The 15,992-nt window shown below is 68.5% G+C and carries 11 protein-coding genes; 5 read left to right on the top strand and 6 right to left on the bottom strand.

Annotated features, from left to right (window positions below; genetic code table 11):
• Position 1: 1 nt before the first annotated feature.
• On the bottom strand, positions 2 to 442 hold the full coding sequence (locus AB0F51_RS35185) for a MarR family transcriptional regulator (protein WP_360287258.1): 441 nt from the start codon (positions 440 to 442) through the stop codon (positions 2 to 4).
• A 115-nt stretch (positions 443 to 557) separates the two neighbouring features.
• Here AB0F51_RS35185 and AB0F51_RS35180 point away from each other — a divergent pair, with 115 nt between their 5' ends.
• Positions 558 to 2,330 (top strand): LLM class flavin-dependent oxidoreductase, encoded by a 1,773-nt coding sequence (locus tag AB0F51_RS35180; RefSeq protein WP_360287256.1) that lies wholly within the window; start codon positions 558 to 560, stop codon positions 2,328 to 2,330.
• 4 nt (positions 2,331 to 2,334) lie between these two features.
• Here AB0F51_RS35180 and AB0F51_RS35175 read toward each other — a convergent pair whose 3' ends face one another.
• From AB0F51_RS35175 to AB0F51_RS35155, 5 genes are all read right to left on the bottom strand, one after another.
• Positions 2,335 to 2,961, bottom strand: coding sequence for a DUF6308 family protein (locus AB0F51_RS35175; protein WP_360287254.1), 627 nt, complete (start codon positions 2,959 to 2,961; stop codon positions 2,335 to 2,337).
• 351 nt (positions 2,962 to 3,312) lie between these two features.
• On the bottom strand, positions 3,313 to 3,924 hold the full coding sequence (locus AB0F51_RS35170; protein WP_360287251.1) for a DUF4291 domain-containing protein: 612 nt from the start codon (positions 3,922 to 3,924) through the stop codon (positions 3,313 to 3,315).
• A 15-nt stretch (positions 3,925 to 3,939) separates the two neighbouring features.
• Positions 3,940 to 4,572, bottom strand: a complete 633-nt coding sequence (locus AB0F51_RS35165) for a LysE family transporter (protein WP_360287249.1) — start codon at positions 4,570 to 4,572, stop codon at positions 3,940 to 3,942.
• Positions 4,573 to 4,716: 144 nt separating this feature from the next.
• Positions 4,717 to 8,475, bottom strand: coding sequence for a UvrD-helicase domain-containing protein (locus tag AB0F51_RS35160; protein WP_360287246.1), 3,759 nt, complete (start codon positions 8,473 to 8,475; stop codon positions 4,717 to 4,719).
• Positions 8,468 to 11,554 (bottom strand): PD-(D/E)XK nuclease family protein, encoded by a 3,087-nt coding sequence (locus AB0F51_RS35155; protein ID WP_360287244.1) that lies wholly within the window; start codon positions 11,552 to 11,554, stop codon positions 8,468 to 8,470. The genes AB0F51_RS35160 and AB0F51_RS35155 overlap by 8 nt, the downstream gene beginning before the upstream one ends.
• A 215-nt stretch (positions 11,555 to 11,769) precedes the next feature.
• On the opposite strand from AB0F51_RS35155, the gene AB0F51_RS35150 reads away from it, so the two are divergent.
• The 4 genes from AB0F51_RS35150 (at position 11,770) to AB0F51_RS35135 (ending at position 15,986) form a co-directional block, all read left to right on the top strand.
• A complete protein-coding gene (locus AB0F51_RS35150) occupies positions 11,770 to 12,024 on the top strand; it encodes a hypothetical protein (protein ID WP_360287241.1) in 255 nt (84 codons plus the stop codon).
• Between the two features lie 7 nt (positions 12,025 to 12,031).
• Positions 12,032 to 12,430: a VOC family protein gene (locus AB0F51_RS35145; RefSeq protein WP_360287238.1), complete on the top strand. Its 399-nt coding sequence runs from the start codon at positions 12,032 to 12,034 to the stop codon at positions 12,428 to 12,430.
• Between the two features lie 116 nt (positions 12,431 to 12,546).
• Positions 12,547 to 15,309: an FtsK/SpoIIIE domain-containing protein gene (locus tag AB0F51_RS35140; protein WP_360287235.1), complete on the top strand. Its 2,763-nt coding sequence runs from the start codon at positions 12,547 to 12,549 to the stop codon at positions 15,307 to 15,309.
• On the top strand, positions 15,306 to 15,986 hold the full coding sequence (locus AB0F51_RS35135; RefSeq protein ID WP_360287233.1) for a hypothetical protein: 681 nt from the start codon (positions 15,306 to 15,308) through the stop codon (positions 15,984 to 15,986). Before AB0F51_RS35140 ends, AB0F51_RS35135 begins: the two co-directional genes overlap by 4 nt.
• The last annotated feature ends 6 nt before the right edge of the window (positions 15,987 to 15,992 follow it).

Here is a 15,992-nt window from a genome sequence, read left to right as displayed (position 1 = left end):
TCTAGGAACCGGCGTCCGCGAAGACCGCCGGAGCGTCGGCGACGACGCGACCCAAGGTCTTGGTGAACCGGTCGCGCTCGGTGGCGGGCAACTCCTGCAGCAATTGGTCCAAGCGCTCGGTGAGCTCATCGTGGAAGCGGTGCAGCGCCGCAGACCCCGCAGGCGTCAGAGCGACCTTCACGGCGCGCCGATCCTGCGGATCGTCCTCCCGTACTACGAGGCCGCGTTGCTGGGCGCGATCCACCAGGCCGGTCAGGCTGGACCGTTCGAGGCCGAGCATGCTCGACAGCTCGGCCATGCCGATCGATCGGTCCGCCAGCGAGCACAGCATCTGAGCCTGAGCGGTGGTGAGATCGCAGCCGCGGCCGACCTCGGCGTACAGGTTCTGGACCAGGAACGTCAGCCGCACCAGCCCGCTGGCGGCTCCCAGGGTCTCCTTCACGGCTGCTCCCCACCTGTGATTTGGTTCCGGCGCTTGTGATTGTTCGTGGCACGAAGTAATTTGTTCGTCGAGCCAATATTACGTGACACGAACTACTTGAGCTAGAGGGTGGAGCATGGACTACGGGCACGAGCTGGCCTTCGGCACATTCCTGACGCCGGCGGTGGACGACCCGGACCGGGTGATCGCGCTGGCCCAGCTGACCGAGCAGGTCGGACTCGACCTGGTGACCGTGCAGGACCACCCGTACCAGCCGCGGCTGCTCGACGCGTGGACGCTGCTGTCCGTCATCGCGGCCCACACGGAGCGGGTGTCGGTGTCCACCAACGTCGCCAACCTGCCGCTGCGCCACCCGGTCGTACTGGCCCGCAGCGTCGCCACCCTCGACCGGATCACTGGGGGACGGGTTGAGCTCGGGTTGGGGGCTGGCGGGTTCTTGGAGGCCGTCGCTGCCAATGCAGGGCCGCGGTTGACGGCGGGGGAGAGCATTGCGGCGCTGGAGGAGGCGATCGCGATCATCCGCGAGGTCTGGACTCCTACTGGCGGCGGTATCCGGCTGGCGGGTAAGCACTACACGGTGGCGGGCGCCAAGCGCGGCCCTGCGCCGGCGCACGACGTACAGATCTGGCTGGGCGCCTACAAGCCGCGCATGCTGGCCCTCACCGGGCGGCTCGCGGACGGGTGGCTGCCGTCCAGCGCCTACCTGCCGCCGGAGGACCTCCCCGCCCTCAACAAACTCATCGACGAGGCCGCTGTCGAGGCTGGTCGCGACCCGTCGGCAGTACGCCGCCTCTACAACATCTCAGGCAACTTCAACGGCCACGGCGGCTTCCTCCAAGGCCCAGAAGCCCAGTGGATCGACCAGTTGACCGAACTCACCCTCACCCAAGGCATCAGCACCTACATCCTCGCCTCAGACACCCCCGAAGACATCCACCGCTTCGCCGAGGTAGCCACAGCAGTCCAAGAAGCCGTAACCACCGCCCGCACAACCACCCCCACCCCAACCACCGCCGCTACAACCATCGGCGGCGCCCCGCCCACCGCCCCCTCCGCCACCGCTGGTGACACCACCGCCGCGCTCGGCGCTGTTAGCGCCGATACGCCGAGCTCAAGCCCGGCGACCGCTGGCACCCGCGCTCCGGCCACCCCGGCTCCGGGCCCTCGGGTCTCGGGTGCCCCGGCGTCGGACAGCCGGGCCTCGGGCCCGCCGGCTCCGGGCACCCCGATCTCGGGCGCTGCGCCCTTCTCCACCGCGCCGTCTACCGGCGCAGCCGGTGGACGGCGCGGGAACTTCAGCGTGGTGGCGACGCCGGCGCCCGCTACCCGGCGGAGCGGAGTACAGCCGTGGGATGAGTCGCAGCGGCCGACCGGACCAGCAGCCGACCCCACACGCGTGTACTCGCCGCAGCAGCTGGCTTCGGGGCAGCATCTGGTGCAGGTGCACGACCACCTGCGAGCCGAGCTCGAGCAGATCCACGACCTGGTGGAACAGGTAGCCGCCGGCTCGATGGGCGTCAGCCAGGCGCGTTCCCACATCAACACGATGACCATGCGCCAGAACAACTGGACTCTAGGCGTGTACTGCGAGTCCTACTGCCGCCTGGTCACCACACACCACTCGCTCGAAGACGCCGCGCTCTTCCCACGCCTCCGCCGAGCCGACCCAGACCTCGCCCCAGTGGTTGACCGCCTCCAGGAAGAGCACCTGGTCATCCACGACGTACTGGAAGGCGTCGACAAGGCCCTAGTAGCCCTCGTGGACGGCTCCGCCACCATCGACAAGCTCCGCGCCGCCGTAGACCTTCTGGACGACGCCCTGCTCTCCCACCTCTCCTACGAGGAGCGAGAACTGGTCGAGCCGTTGGCCCGCCTCGGCGTGATGTAACTAGTTACTTCGCCTCGCCCAGGAGAGAGGCGAGGATGTCGAGCAGGCGCAGCGTGGGCGCCTCAGCCAGTACGCGCGCCGCGGAGGTGGCCGGCTCGGCGATCAGGCGGACCTGGAGCAACTTGAAGTCGCGGACGTTGGCCGGGTTGACCAGGTCGCGGTGGACGGCGGCCAGGAAGTCGGGCCCCGCCGACGCCTCGCTGTAGGTCATCCGGATGAAGCTGTCGCTGACGGGGAAGAGATACGGCCGCTTCAGGTGCAGCAACTTGGACTTCTTGGCGTGCCCGAACCCGCGGTGACCGCTGAACTTCTCGTCCAGCGCGGTGGCGGCCTCGAACAACGGCGTACCGGGTGCGGCGTCCTCCAGCTTCGCGTCGACGGGTACCGCTGCGAACTCCTTCTCCGCGTCCACCTCGAGCAACCAGGGGAAGTCGAGCGCGCGCAGGTCGGAGCCGGCCACCATCGTCCGGGCCAGGTCCTCGAGCGTGACTCGGTCGGGTTCGGATCCGCCGACATTCGTCATGCCGGGAAGACCGTCGTAGTACTTGAGCACCGCGCCGTTCGTCTCGGCGTACAGCCGCAGCTGCGCGATGGCCTCGTCCACGACGATCTTGCGACTACCGATGTTCATGGCCACACCCTCACACTCTTCGTGGCAGACCCGCCAGCCGGATTGGGCGATCCGTCGGCGAATCCGAAGTACATCCGGATGCGGTGAATCGTAGGGGACGCCCAGCCCCGCCCTCGCACAGGGTGACATCCCCACTTATCCACACCCCGTAACCAGCCACCCCACACCAACTCCCCACCCCCATAAACTCTCCGTCACCACCCCTCACCCACAGGAGGCAGACGGGCCACGTCGGCTCAAGGTGTGAATTGACGTCGATGGGTCGCCGGCGCCGAGTGGTGCGCTCGAGTGGTTGTTGAAGGCTGCCGGCGCGGCTGAGGTCGAGGTTGTCTAGGGGCGCGCGGGTGCCGGCTAGTCGTAGGGGGTTGCGGCTATTTGTCTGGCTAGGAGGGTGGGGAGCGGGTAGGGGCGCTCTGTGGGGAGTTGTGCGGTCGCGTCGGTCGGGGACGTGCGGGTGAGGGTGTGGATGGCGTGCATTTCCTCGGTGATGTCTTCGAGGGAGGTGATCCAGGTGTTGACGTAGAGGGGGACGGCTTCCCCGGAGAGGCCGATCTGGATTGAGCGGATGGTGGGTTGGGGTTGTAGGTGGATGGTCTGCTCGGGATCCCACTGGATGCGCACGGGCGACTGGTGGAGCTGGGCGCGCCAGGCGGCTTCCGAGGCGTGGTGTTTGCGGTCGTAGTGGCTCAGGCAGCTGTGGGACAGGGCCCACTCGAAGCCTTCGCGGGTGATGCGGATCCGCAGTACGCGGGTCTGACCGGGCTTGGTGGCCCAGCCTGAGCGGTACGCCATCCAGAGGAAGGACGGCTTGATCCAGGTCATCCGGGACATGCCGAAGGGCGCGACGAAGGTGCCGGCCCGCAGAGCGGGCTCGGCGATTTCGGGCGGGTACGCCTGGTAGACCACGATCGTGTCGTCGTCGTACAACGCGCGGATCTGCCGGTACGGCGTTCCTTCGGGCATGGAACTCATTCTCGATCAGAGGGTGGACAGGAGGAGGTTGAGGGCTAGGCCAGTGATGAGGAGGCTGGAGAGTAGGGCAGTTAGTAGGCGGGCGGTGGGGGTGGTCAGTAGGCGGCCTAGGAGGGCGCCGCTGGTGGCTAGGGCTAGTTGCCAGGAGGCGGAGGCGGCGAAGGCGGCTAGGACGAAGACTGATTGTTCAAGGTGGGTTGGGGTGGTGGCGTCTTGGCTGCCTAGGACCAAGGCGGTGAAGTAGATGACGGTGGTGGGGTTGAGCATCGTCATGCCGAGTAGGGCGAAGTAGGCGCGGGTTGGGCTGGGTGGGGTGGTGGCGGACGCGGTGGAGGATTGCAGGCGGCGGTGTTGGGTGATGGCTGTGGTTGCGCCGCGCGTCGCGAGGGCTAGGAGGACCAGCACCGAGATCCATTTCAGTGGAACGGTGATGGGTTCGATCAACGGGGCCAGGGCTGAGCCGCCGAGGGTGGCGATGAGGGCGTAGAGGCCGTCGGCTGTTGCTACGCCCAAGGCGGCGAACGCGCCGAGCTTCAGGGAGGTGCGGGCCGTGAGGGCTACGAGGTACGTCGCGATGGCTCCGACGGGCATGGCGATGCCATAGCCGGCGAGGAGCCCTGCGACCAGGGCCGCGGTCACGACTGCGAGGTGATAGGCCTCCGCGCTCGGCCGGTCTGCTGCTGGACCCGCACCGGACGAACGGTGGAGGTCAAGAGCAGAAGGGCTGTCGTCGTGGTCATACCCCGATCGTGCAGTCGTGTGGGTGTCGCGGGCAACTGGATTTCAGAGCTGGTGTGCGTGTGCCTTGGTGGGTGCCAGGAAGAGCAGGACCGGGCGGCCCGAGTTGGGCAGCAGGTCGGTGTAGGTGCGGAGCTGGGGAGCGTAGTGGGCGATGCGGGCGTCCAGTGCTTCGGCGGGGATGGCGTCGGTCTTGTAGTCGACGATGATCAGGGTGCCGTCGTCCTCGCGGTAGATGAGATCGACGAAACCCTCCAGGATGGTGCCGTCTGGTTGCAGGGTGCCCACGTAGGACTCGCGCCAGTGCTCGCGGGTGGCGGCTCGCTGAACCACCTCGGATGACAGGGCGGACCGGACGAGGGCCGTGACGACATCGGCGTACTCGACGACTCCTTCCGCCAGGCACTGTGCCGAGACCGCGGCGTCCAGGCCGGCGCCGGTGGAGAGGTCTATGACTTGGAGTACGCCGTGGACTGCCCGGCCGATCGCGGTGCCGTAGCGGCCCTTGGACCAGGGAGGGAGCTCGACGTCGCGGGCTGCTTTGGCGGCGCCGGGGTCGGCTCCTTGGAGAGCGACGTCGGGGCCGGTGCCTTCGAGGCCGGAGGCGCTCTGGGCGGAGCGCTTGCGACTGGCCTGGCGGGCCTCGGTGACGCGCGCCTCCCACTCCGCGCGGTTGACCGGCGGACGAACCTGTACTGCGTGGACCGCTGCTTCGGGCGGCACCGTGACCGGAGGGCCGGTGAAGATAGTCGGGTTGGCCGCGGTTGCGGCGTCGGCGGATGCGAAGAGTTCGGCGTTGCTGGAGTGGCGTCGGGTGCCCGATCGGTGCAAGGAGATGACCAGGTGGTCGCGGGCGCGGGTGGCGGCGACGTACAGCAGACGGCGGCGCTCGTAGTCATCCATCTGCTCGTCGACTGGCTGGACCTGGTCGAAGTCCTCGGTCTGAACCGATGCCTTGAGCTTCACGGCGTAACCACCGTCAGGCGGCCAGAGAACCTGTACTCCGCGCTGGCGGTTCGGGGCGGCTGTCATGCCGGAGAGGATCACGATCGGGAACTCCAGGCCCTTGGCGGCGTGGATCGTCATCACCCGTACTGCGTCCGCATCGGTCTCGGGGAGGATCGCCTCGGCTACCCGGGACGCTTCTTCGCCTTGGTGTGCTGCCCAGGCGAGGTACGAACGCAGGCCGCCGTGCTCGACCTCGGACCAGGCGCGCGCCTGGTCGACGACGAAGCGGACGCGGCGCCAGGCGTCGCGGGCGCGTGGGCCCGTTGCGGCGACCTCGAGCATGCGGCGGTCGGCGACGATCTTGGCCAGTACTTCGCTCGGGGTCAGCCAGCGGGATGCGTAGTACGTGCGGCGGAGCCACTCCATTGCCTCGCCGACGGGGTGGGTGAGGAGGGCGTCGGGGACCGGCGCGGTGAGGTTGAAGGAGCCGCCGGATCGCTTCCAGGTGAAGAGATCGTCGTCGCCGCAGCCGAAGAGGGGTGAGCGCAGGGCGGTCACTAGGGCGAGTTGGTCGCTGGGGTCGCCGAGGGCTCGGGCGCAGGCGAGGAGGTCGCGAACCTCGGCCGTTTGGTAGACGAGGGAGCTGGCTTCGGCGCGGTACGGGATGTCGGCGCGGTCGAGGGCTTCTTCGAGGAACGGCAACGACGTACGGGCTGGGACCAGTACTGCGATGTCGCCGGCGCCGGCTGGGCGCCAGGACTCGATCTTTGGGTCGTAGACCTGCCAGTTGTTGGTGAGGGCTTCGTGGATGACGGCGGCGACGTCTGCTGCTTCGCGTTCGCGGAGGACTGAGGCTTGGGCGCGGGGGAGGTCGGTGTGGGGTTCGGCGCCGAGGATGGTTACGGCTGGGCCGCCGGGAGTGCTGTTGGTGTCGGCGGATGTGGGGTCGTTGTCGGTGGGGTCGTCGTTGGTGGGTGGGTGGTCTGTGGGTGAGGGGGTGCTTGGGGCGGGGAGGGTGGGGACGGAGGTCAGGTGGCGGTGGAGGGGGATGACGGTGGCGAGGTGAGCTTCTTCGGTTGGAGGCTCGGGGGCGGGTGTGGGCTCGTCGACTGCTGCTGAGTCCACGGAGTCCGTGGTGGCCGGCTCGTCGTCGGAGAAGTCGAGGAAGGAGAGTTGGTCGCCGGTCACTGGCTGCGGGGTGGCGGTGGGTGCGCTGGGGGCTGTGGTCGGGGGAGGTGTGGCGCCGGATTGGGTGAGGGGAGGCGCTGCGGGGTCAGACGGGGCTGTCGGGGACGGGGTGGCGGGGGTGGGAGGCGTACCCGCGTCCGTGTGCGTGTTGGGGGCTGTGGTTTGGGGAGGTGTGGCGCCGTGTGGGGTCAGGGGATGCGCAGGCGGGCTGGACACGGCTGTCGGGGTGGTGGTGGCCGTGTTCGGGGGAGAAGGCGTGGGGGTGAGGGTGGGGGTGGGGCGGTGGGGGGTTAGGGGGTGGTAGGTGGGTTGGGCGGTGGGGGCGGGGGTTATGAGGGTGGTGAAGACTGTGTTGATCCAGGTGAGGACGTGGGGGACTGTGCGGAAGTTGGTGGTGAGGGTGACGGTGTCGCCTAGGAGGTCTTGGGCCGTCAAGTAGGTACCTATGTTGGCTCGGCGGAAGCGGTAGATGGACTGCTTGGGGTCGCCGACCACGAAGAGGCTGCCGTCGGGGATTTCGATGTCGCGCCAGTCTGGGGCGTCTTCCCCGGCGCCACCCGCGATGCGGACGGCCAGTTCGATCTGGATCGGGTCGGTGTCTTGGAACTCGTCCAGTAGCAAGCATTGGTAGCGCTCCTGGAGCGCCGCCCGCACCGACGGCTCCCGGCGCAGCAGGTCGCGAGCGAGGACGAGAAGGTCATGGAACTCCAGTCGCCCCTCGGCCCGGCGCAGCTCGGCGGATTCCAGCACGCGGATGGCGATCCAATGCGAAAGGTGCCTCAGGCAAGCATCGAGGAGGAGCTCCACCAGTGAGCCGGCCACGTCGACGACTTCGGTGCAGTCGGAGCGCAGTTTCGCGATGTCGGGCCAGTTCTCCTTGCGGCCGATCCGGCCGACCTTCAGGATGCGTAGGTTCTGCAGAACGGCGAGCTGGGTCTCTGGGTCCGTCGCGGCGTCGAGCATCAGCCCGAGGTCGTGAATCTGACGCACCTTCGCCAGCAGCCGGTCCTCGGCGTCGAGGCAGTCCGCGGCGGACGAGCTGATCTGTGCCGCCGCGGCGATCAGCCCGGTGAGGTCTGGCATCTCGACCAGTTCAGGTGGCTCGACCAGAACGCGATCACCGATCAGGTCCCAGTCGTTGCCGAACAGCCGGGCCAGCGACCGCAGATGCTTCAGTTCCACGCCCACAGCCATCGCGAGCAGCAGTGCCTCGGCGACCGAGTCGTCATCCAGCAACTGCTGCTGAAGCTCAGACCAGCGCTCCTCAAAGGCAACCGAGGAGCCAACCTCGTCCAGTACGTCGATCAACGGCGGCAGCCCGGCCTCGATCGGATGCGCAAGCAGAATCTGCTGGGCAAACGAGTGCAGAGTCCCGATCGACGCCGAGTCCAGATCGTCCAGCGCGGCGTCGGCAGCGGCTCTGTCGGGCCCCTTCCGCGCCCTCTCGAATTCCACCCGCAGCCGGTCGCGCAGCTCCGCGCCCGCCTTCTCGGTGAACGTCACGGCCGCGATCGCGCTCAGCGGTACGCCGTCCCGCAGTACCAGGGTGGTCACGCGTTCGATGAGTGCATGCGTCTTACCCGACCCGGCGCCGGCCTCGACGAACAGGGTCGACGAGGTGTCGGTCCGGATTCGCTCGCGCGCCTCGCCATCCAAGAGCTCAGTCATCGAGCGGCACCTCCTCGAACGCCGGCAACGCGGCAGGGTCGATCAGGCGGACGAGCCGCTCAAGTGTCGGGTCGTGACGTTTGCGTTCCCATCGAGCCCGTACTTCGCTGTGCCCGATGCCGTCCGGATTGCAGTACGAACACTGCACCCACAGAAAGTCTGGAATTTCGGGCGCCTTCGCCGGGAAGTAGCCAGCGGCGATCGACGACACGATCACGTCGAGGGTGTCGACGTACCGCGCGGCAACCTCGTCCGTCAGGGGCACGGGAATCCGCCGCCCGCCCTTCCGGACGAACCAGTACGCCGCCTCGACCGGCGTCGACGAGTCGCCCAGCCGCGCCCGCGCGGCATAGGCATAAACCGGAAGCTGCAGCTTCGTCCCGGCCGCGACCGGGTCGACCTCGATCGCCTCGTAGCGCGAGAACCCACCGGTCTTCACGTCGGTGACGTAGATCGTCCCGTCCTTGCCCAGGTCAACCTTGTCCGCTGACCCGCGCAACAGCACCCGCCCGGACGGTATCGGGATCTCCACCGGCGGCTCACCGTCGAACCCGAACCGCAGTTCGCTCGCCACCACCGACGCGTCGTGCTCGGCCCGCCAGCGCTCGTCATCGCTGAGCAGCACCAGCAGGTCACCCAGAATCCGGGCCCGCTCCCGTTGCCACAGCCGCGGATGCCCGGTCAGCCCTTCCGCCTCGAACCGGTCGGCCAGGTCCGCCCCGATCGCGACCAGCAGCGATCGTTGCTCGTCGGTCCACGGCTCACCGAACCCCGGCAGCGAACCGCTCAACCGGCTCACAAAGGCGTCCAGACTGTTGTGAATCAGGTTGCCAACCTGCAAGGGCGAGATGACCAACAGATCCTCGGGCGCCTCCAGCGGCTCGACCTGCAGCAACCGCTCGACAAAGTACGCGTGCGGGCAAGTCGCGAACGACTCCAGTGAGGTCGGCGAAGCGATCCGATCCTCCATCGCATAGTCCGGCAACCCCGGCACGCCGGACAGGTTCCCGTCGAAGCGGGTGAACTCGTCCCCGGCCCGAGCACGCAGCAATACGCGAGCCCGATCGACCACCTCGTCGGTGAGCCTCAGCCCAGCCGTCAACGCTCGCACCCGCCAGTCCTGCTCGGTCGCGGGCAAAGTTGCCGTGGTCAACGACCCCGCGTACGACGCCGAGGTCAGCAACCGATCGCCGTACGACGCCTGGTCCCACTCCGTCGCGGCCAACGCATGGTCGTCGGTCAACGAGCGCAACGTTCCGAGCAGCCAGCGCGTCGGCAACCGTCGACTCGCTCGGCGCAGATCGCCCCTCGGGAACGACGCCACGACCCGCGAGCCCGCGGAGAACGCGACCAGGAGATGCCGCTGCTTCTCGTCGAGCCGATCCCGGAACGATGCCAGTTCGGGAGCCGCCGCCTCACGCACCCGGTGGGGGAGCAGCGCATCCTCATGCACCCTGCCGGGATACAGATCCTCCGAAAGACCGACCACGAAGACGACATCCACCGACAGCCCGATGCTCGCCGACAAAGGCGCCACCAGTACGCCGGTGCCGAACGTCCCGACCCGAGGCAGCGACTGTTGCAACTCCAGATCGAGCACGTCCCGCAGTACTGACAAGCTGGCTGGGGTGCCGAGCTGGTCGAGCGTGGACAGCCCGCGCAGCGACCCCTCGACCGCGACCGCCGCGTATTGCTCCTCGACCGGCAACGACGACGAATCGCCGAGCAGTGCTTGGAAGAGCCCGAGCACCGCCTCGGCCAGCTCTGACCACGTCCCCAGCTCCGCGGTCCTGAAGAGCCGTCGCCGGAGCTCGACGGCGAACTCGTGCAGCTTCTGGGCATTACCCGCGTTGTACTGCGCGCGCCGGATCACGCCGGCGATCGGGTCCTCCGACGCCTGCTCCTGCGCGGCGGTCCGATGCTCCGACTCCACATAACGCCGGAGCCGCTCGTCCCAGTCGTCACCGCGAACCACGCCGGCCACCCGCGACAGCCGCTCCCACTGTGGAACCGGGATCCGCTCACCCGTGAAGTCACGGGTCGGCGCATTGGCGAGCGCACGGAAGAGGTCGGCTCGCGGCAGGTCATGGTCGACCAGGGCAAGCACTTCGAGCAGCGTGCGGGCGATCGCGCGTTCGTGAACCGGGCGCGTGCCGGGCCCGTTGACCTCGATCTTCGCCGCGGCCAGGTGCTCGTGCAGCAACCGCGCGTACGGCGCTGCGGCGGAGTACAGGATCGCGATGCGATGAGCCGGGGTTCGGCGCAAGGACGCCACCACATCCCTGACGACGCAGCGAACTTCGTCATCGGCGTCGGATGCGTTGAGAACCTCCGTGGCCACCGGGTAGTTCTTGGAAATCGAGGTCGGCAGGTCGATCCCGATGCGATCCAGTGAGCGGCGAACGGCCCGGTCGGCCCGGCGGACATCCGTCAGCCCGACGATCACGGTGAGGTCGGCGGCCGCGTCGCCCAGCGCCGAGACGAAACCCGCCTCCGCCTGGGTGAGCTCCTGTGGCAGATACAGCACGAGGGCGCCCAGTTCGGCCACGACACCGGGCTCGCAGCGGGCCGAGGCGGCATGCAGCAAGGCAGTCTCGTCGTACCAGTCCGGTAGCAGTTCGTCCGTGACGTATCGATGCAGGCGGACGAGATCGGGCCCAAGGGTGGAAGCGGTCGACACCTTGTCCAGAGCGTCTGGCGTCAGGTCGCGCAGCTCCCGATGCGCTGCGGCAAGCGCTTGGATCGTCGAGGGGTGGTCGGCGACACCTGCGAAGACTCCAGGCGCTTTGGACAGCGCAGTACGCCACGTCGCGGCAACGATGGGGCGGGTCGCGGGGCGCCGAGGCGCGAGGGTGCCGGCGGCGAGTTGCTCAGCCAGCCGTGGCAACGTCGCCAGGTACAGGGCGCCGATGGTCGAGCTGGCCAGGAAGCGGCGCGCGGTGACGCCGGCCAGGTTGTTGGTGAGCAGCAGCGTGACCGGCTTCATCGGGTCGTCGCCCTTGAGTCCGGCGACGATCTCGCCGAGCTTGGCCAGCGCGGCAGCGCCGTACGCCGTGGTCTCGATCCGGGTCGCGCTCACCTTGCCCCCTTCTGATCAGCAGAGCCTGCCTGTCCCCCCAGACGCTAGACCACCCCGCGGACAAAAACCGAAGCCCCGCCAAAGCTGTGGACAACCAAGCGCTGACGGGCTGAAAGCAAGCGTTGGAGGGAAGTCCCGGCGCCTGAAACGGTCCGCATCGCGGAAGAAACGCCCGGTTCTCTGCGCCGAGCGCGACCGGCTCGGACAATGAAGGAATGACCAAGGAGAGCAGCATCGCCCGCGTTCTGCTGGTGCTGGTCTTCGCGCCGTCCGGCGGACTGTTCGGCAAAGCGGTCGCCGACGCCGCGGCGGGGCGCGAGTGGTGGCCGTGGCTGGTCGCCGCCCTGGTCTGGCTGGTGCTGTCCGGGCTGGTCTCGGTGGCGGTGTCGAGCCACCTCGAGGATCAGCACGACCAACGAACCGGTGCGGATCGATCCCCAGCCCATCGATCCAACGATCAGCACAGATAATGCTCCGATGGCCGCAGCCGTGCACCACCTCGAGATCTGGGTTCCCGACCTCTCCCGTGCGCTGAACGACTGGGGCTGGGTGCTCCGCCGGCTGGGCTGGAAGGACGGCGACGGCTGGCCCGGCGGGTTCAGCTGGAAGTCGGGCGTCGACAGTTGCTACATCGTCGTCGAGCAGAGCCCCGCGCTGTCCGCCGACACCCACGACCGGCTCCGCCCCGGGATGAACCATCTGGCCCTGAACGCGGCCAGCCGGGCCGAGGTCGACGCGATCGTCGCCGAGGCGGCCGCGCACGGCTGGACGCTGATGTTCGCCGACCGCCACCCGTACGCCGGGGGGCCGCAACATTACGCCGCTTTCCTGCATAACCAGGACGGCTACGAGCTCGAGATCGTCGCCCCCGGCTGACCCACGATCGGTTGGTGAGACTTCTGATGTCTGGTGTGACGCACGGGACTGATGGTGTGACATTGTTGGCGAAGGCATTCGGTTGGTCGCGGGGCAGAGGTGGAAGGACGGTGCTCGTGACGGAGCAACCTGACGGGAGTGCGCCCTCGCCGCCCGCAGAAGTTGCAGCAGCTCCGGAGATCCTGGAAGCCCGCATCCGCGGTCTCCAGTTCGCCCTCGGGCAGTTGCTCGAGAACGCGCGTCAGCACACTCGGGGTGAGCACCAGCGCGCAGTACAGCTGCATCGTCAACTGCAGGCCGAGACCGCGGCCGCCCGGCGCGAATCGCGAGGTTTGGTCGAGGCGGCCACCACCGAGGCGCTGGCCGCCGCGGAGCCCGCTGCGCGCCTGCTGGCCGACCGGTTGGCGCCCGGTCTGGCATCCATTCCCCCCAACGACGCCCGCTGGCGTTCCCGCCAACTCGTCGGCGCCGGTACGCCGTCGTACGTGCGCGTCGGCGAACTGGACACCGGTACGCCGGTGATCGCGCCGCTGTTGCGCACCAACGGCTGGAAGGTGTCGGCCGATCGCAACGAGTCGGCCCGCCGGCTGTTGCAGAGCGTCGCGCTGCGGCTGATCGCGGCCGCCGAACCGTTCCGGTTGCGGATCGACGCGTTCGACCCCCGGCTGACCGGCATGATGGGTCTGCTCGGGCACCTGACCACGAAGTACCCGCAATTGGTGCCGAGGGCAACGCACACGGCGGAGCAGCTGCACACGGTGCTGTCCGGCCTGGTCGACGTCTCCTCGTTGCGTGCCAGCCGGCAGGCGCAGTTGGGGCACAAGCACTTCGAGGACCTGGTTCGCGAAACCGGGCGGGTCACCGATCCGTACCGGCTGATCGTCCTGTTCGACTACCCGTCCGGGATCGACCAGCTGGCTCAGCGCGATCTGGTCCGGCTGGCGGCCACCGGCGCCGATCGGGGCATCTGCTTCCTGGTCCACCACGACCCCGCGAGCAGCGGCGAGCACGAGGTCGATGCCCGGCAGCTGCTCGACCTGCTCAATCCCGTTGCCATCGCCAACGAGAAGGTCGAGCTCTCCCACCTGCCGAACATCCCGGCGCGACTGGACCCGCCCTTCGACGCGAACGTTGCCGCCGGCATCTGCGACGTCGTCGCCGAACTCGCCGAGATCGCGGTCCTCCCGACCATCGAGTTCAACCGGACCCTGCCGGACAGATCCACCTGGTGGCAGCCGGTCACGGACGAGCTGAGCACGGTCATTGGGTACGACGATCGCACGCCGGCGCTGCTGCGGTTGCGCAGCGGCAACCCCGCGCTTCCCCATGTGCTGGTGGGAGGCGCCGTCGGTCAGGGCAAGTCGAATCTCTTGCTCGTCCTCATCCACGGCCTGGCCGCTCGCTACGACCCAGCAGACCTGGAGATGTACCTGCTCGACTTCAAGCACGGTGTCGAGTTCTCCGCGCTCGGCCCGGCGGGCGAGCGCGAGCACTGGCTGCCACACGTACGCGTGCTCGGTGTGCACAGCGACCGACCGTTCGGGCTCGCCGTACTGCGGCATCTGTCCGATGAGTTGGCCCGGCGGAGCGAGATCTTCAAGTCGCACGGCAACGTTGCCGACATCGCTGAGCTGCCACCGGCCGCGGATCGGCCGCCGCGGATTCTCGCCGTACTGGACGAGTTCCAGGTGCTGCTGGAAGACGATGACGAGCTGGCTGACGAGGCTGCTCGGTTGCTCGAGCGGTTGGTCCGGCTGGGGCGCGCGTACGGCGTGCACGTGGTGCTGGCGACGCAGACGATCGAAGGCGTCAAGCGGCTGTCCACCCGGCGTGACTCGATCTTCGGGCAGGTGCCCTACCGGATCGCGCTGAAGACGACGCCTGCCGATTCGCAGGCGATCCTGCGGACGGGCAACACCGCCGCGGCCGAGCTGCAGTTCCGAGGCGAGGCAGTGCTGAACGCCAACTTCGGATCGCCCGACGACAACCAGCACGTCCTGGTCAGCTTCGCCGACAAGGCAGTCCTGAACGACCTCCGCCGCGAACTCTGGCTGAGATCCGGTACTACGCATCCGCCACGCATCTTCCACCTGGCCGAGCCGGCGCGGCTGACCGACACCGCGGCTGCGGTCCGACCGGAACTCGGACGGCCGTGGACCGGTTTGCCGATCGCGGTGACCGAGGCGCCGGTGTCGGTCGAGGTGCGGCCGGAGCCGGGTGCCGGAGTACTGGTGCTCGGGGACGGGCCGGTCGATGCGCTCGGAGTGTTGACCGGGCTGGCCGTGTCGGCTGCCGCCGCGGCCGCAGTACCGCCTCGGTTCATCTTTCTGGACGGCACCGACTCGGCGCCGTTGGTTGCTGAGGGCAAGGATGCGCTGGTCCAGACCTTGCGGCAGCTCGGCTGCGAGGTCGAGACGGTGGACAAGCATGCTGACGTCGTACCGCGGCTGTTCTCGCTGCGGGACACGATCCGCGAGGGACATGTCGGCGGCACGACGTACTTGCTGGGATTCGGCTTCCACGGGGTGCCGAAGATGCAGACGCATGCGGAGGGGTTCTTCGAGAGCCCGGCCAATGCGCTGCAGGACATCGTCCGGGACGGGCCCGCCCAGGGGCTGGTGACGTTCGGGTGGTGGAACCGGCTGCACGTCTGCACTGAGCAACTCGGCTACGGCCGGGCCAACGTGGCGACACATGTCTTCCTACGGCACCCGCAGGACGGCGTACGGGCCGTGGCTGGGCCGCTGGTGCGCTGGGCGTCGGAGCCGCATCGGGCGTTGCTGTGGGACGGGCTGCACCCGGAGGCGCAGGTCGTCGTACCGTTCGCGCCGCTGCGTGCTGACGAGGTCGACCGCTGTCTGGAGCTGGTTCGGCGATGAAGACGGAGCAGCAGCAGTGGGCGGAGTACGCGCGGGCGCTACGTCAGGTCGCGGGGGCCCGTGCTGACGCGCAGCAGGCCCAGGACCGGCTGACCGCCAACAGGTCGAAGGCAGAGGCCACTGCGATGGCAGAGGCGGACGCGATGGCCGAGCGCGGGCGCAAGCTGGAGACACGGCTCAACGCACTCGCAGAGAAGGCGGCCGAGAGCCTGCAGCGCGCCGGGCTGCCGCCGGAGGGGAAGCGCGCGATCATCACGCTGCCGGAAATGCGCGGGATGACCGACATGGAGGCGGCCGCGGCGAAGCTGACCAAACAGCTCGCGGAGACCGTCGACAAGCTGGAAGACGTCCGCAAGGCGGCCCGGGCGGAACAGGAGCGGCGCAAGCGCCGTACGATCAGCGCCGTCGAGGTATTGGTCGGCTTCGTCGTGGTCTGGGTAGCGAGGGGATCCCTCCTGGCCGGTCTGGAAGCCGCCGCGATCGCGGCGGTCACCCTGCTGGCCGCGTCGCGGGTACTGGGCCTGCCAAGGCTGCCCGGCGCCCGCTGGTGGGGCTGGGGCGGTGCCGGCCTGGTCGTCGTCCTGATGGCAGCAGGACTGCCGTGGTGGCTGGCGATCCTCGTACCGGCAGCAGTGTCCGGTACGGCGATCGTGCTGCCGAAGAAGCGCAACCCCTAGGAAGAA

The organism is Kribbella sp. NPDC023855 (assembly GCF_040639475.1).
GTDB lineage: Bacteria > Actinomycetota > Actinomycetes > Propionibacteriales > Kribbellaceae > Kribbella.
This window is presented reverse-complemented; position numbering and strand designations above follow the sequence as displayed.

What these genes read in the sequence shown, in the direction of transcription:
- AB0F51_RS35180 (WP_360287256.1), top strand. Translation starts at nt 558, where the DNA reads ATGGACTACGGGCACGAGCTGGCCTTCGGCACATTCCTGACGCCGGCG.
- AB0F51_RS35175 (WP_360287254.1), bottom strand. Translation starts at nt 2,961, where the DNA reads ATGAACATCGGTAGTCGCAAGATCGTCGTGGACGAGGCCATCGCGCAG.
- AB0F51_RS35170 (WP_360287251.1), bottom strand. Translation starts at nt 3,924, where the DNA reads ATGCCCGAAGGAACGCCGTACCGGCAGATCCGCGCGTTGTACGACGAC.
- AB0F51_RS35160 (WP_360287246.1), bottom strand. Translation starts at nt 8,475, where the DNA reads ATGACTGAGCTCTTGGATGGCGAGGCGCGCGAGCGAATCCGGACCGAC.
- AB0F51_RS35150 (WP_360287241.1), top strand. Translation starts at nt 11,770, where the DNA reads ATGACCAAGGAGAGCAGCATCGCCCGCGTTCTGCTGGTGCTGGTCTTC.
- AB0F51_RS35145 (WP_360287238.1), top strand. Translation starts at nt 12,032, where the DNA reads ATGGCCGCAGCCGTGCACCACCTCGAGATCTGGGTTCCCGACCTCTCC.
- AB0F51_RS35135 (WP_360287233.1), top strand. Translation starts at nt 15,306, where the DNA reads ATGAAGACGGAGCAGCAGCAGTGGGCGGAGTACGCGCGGGCGCTACGT.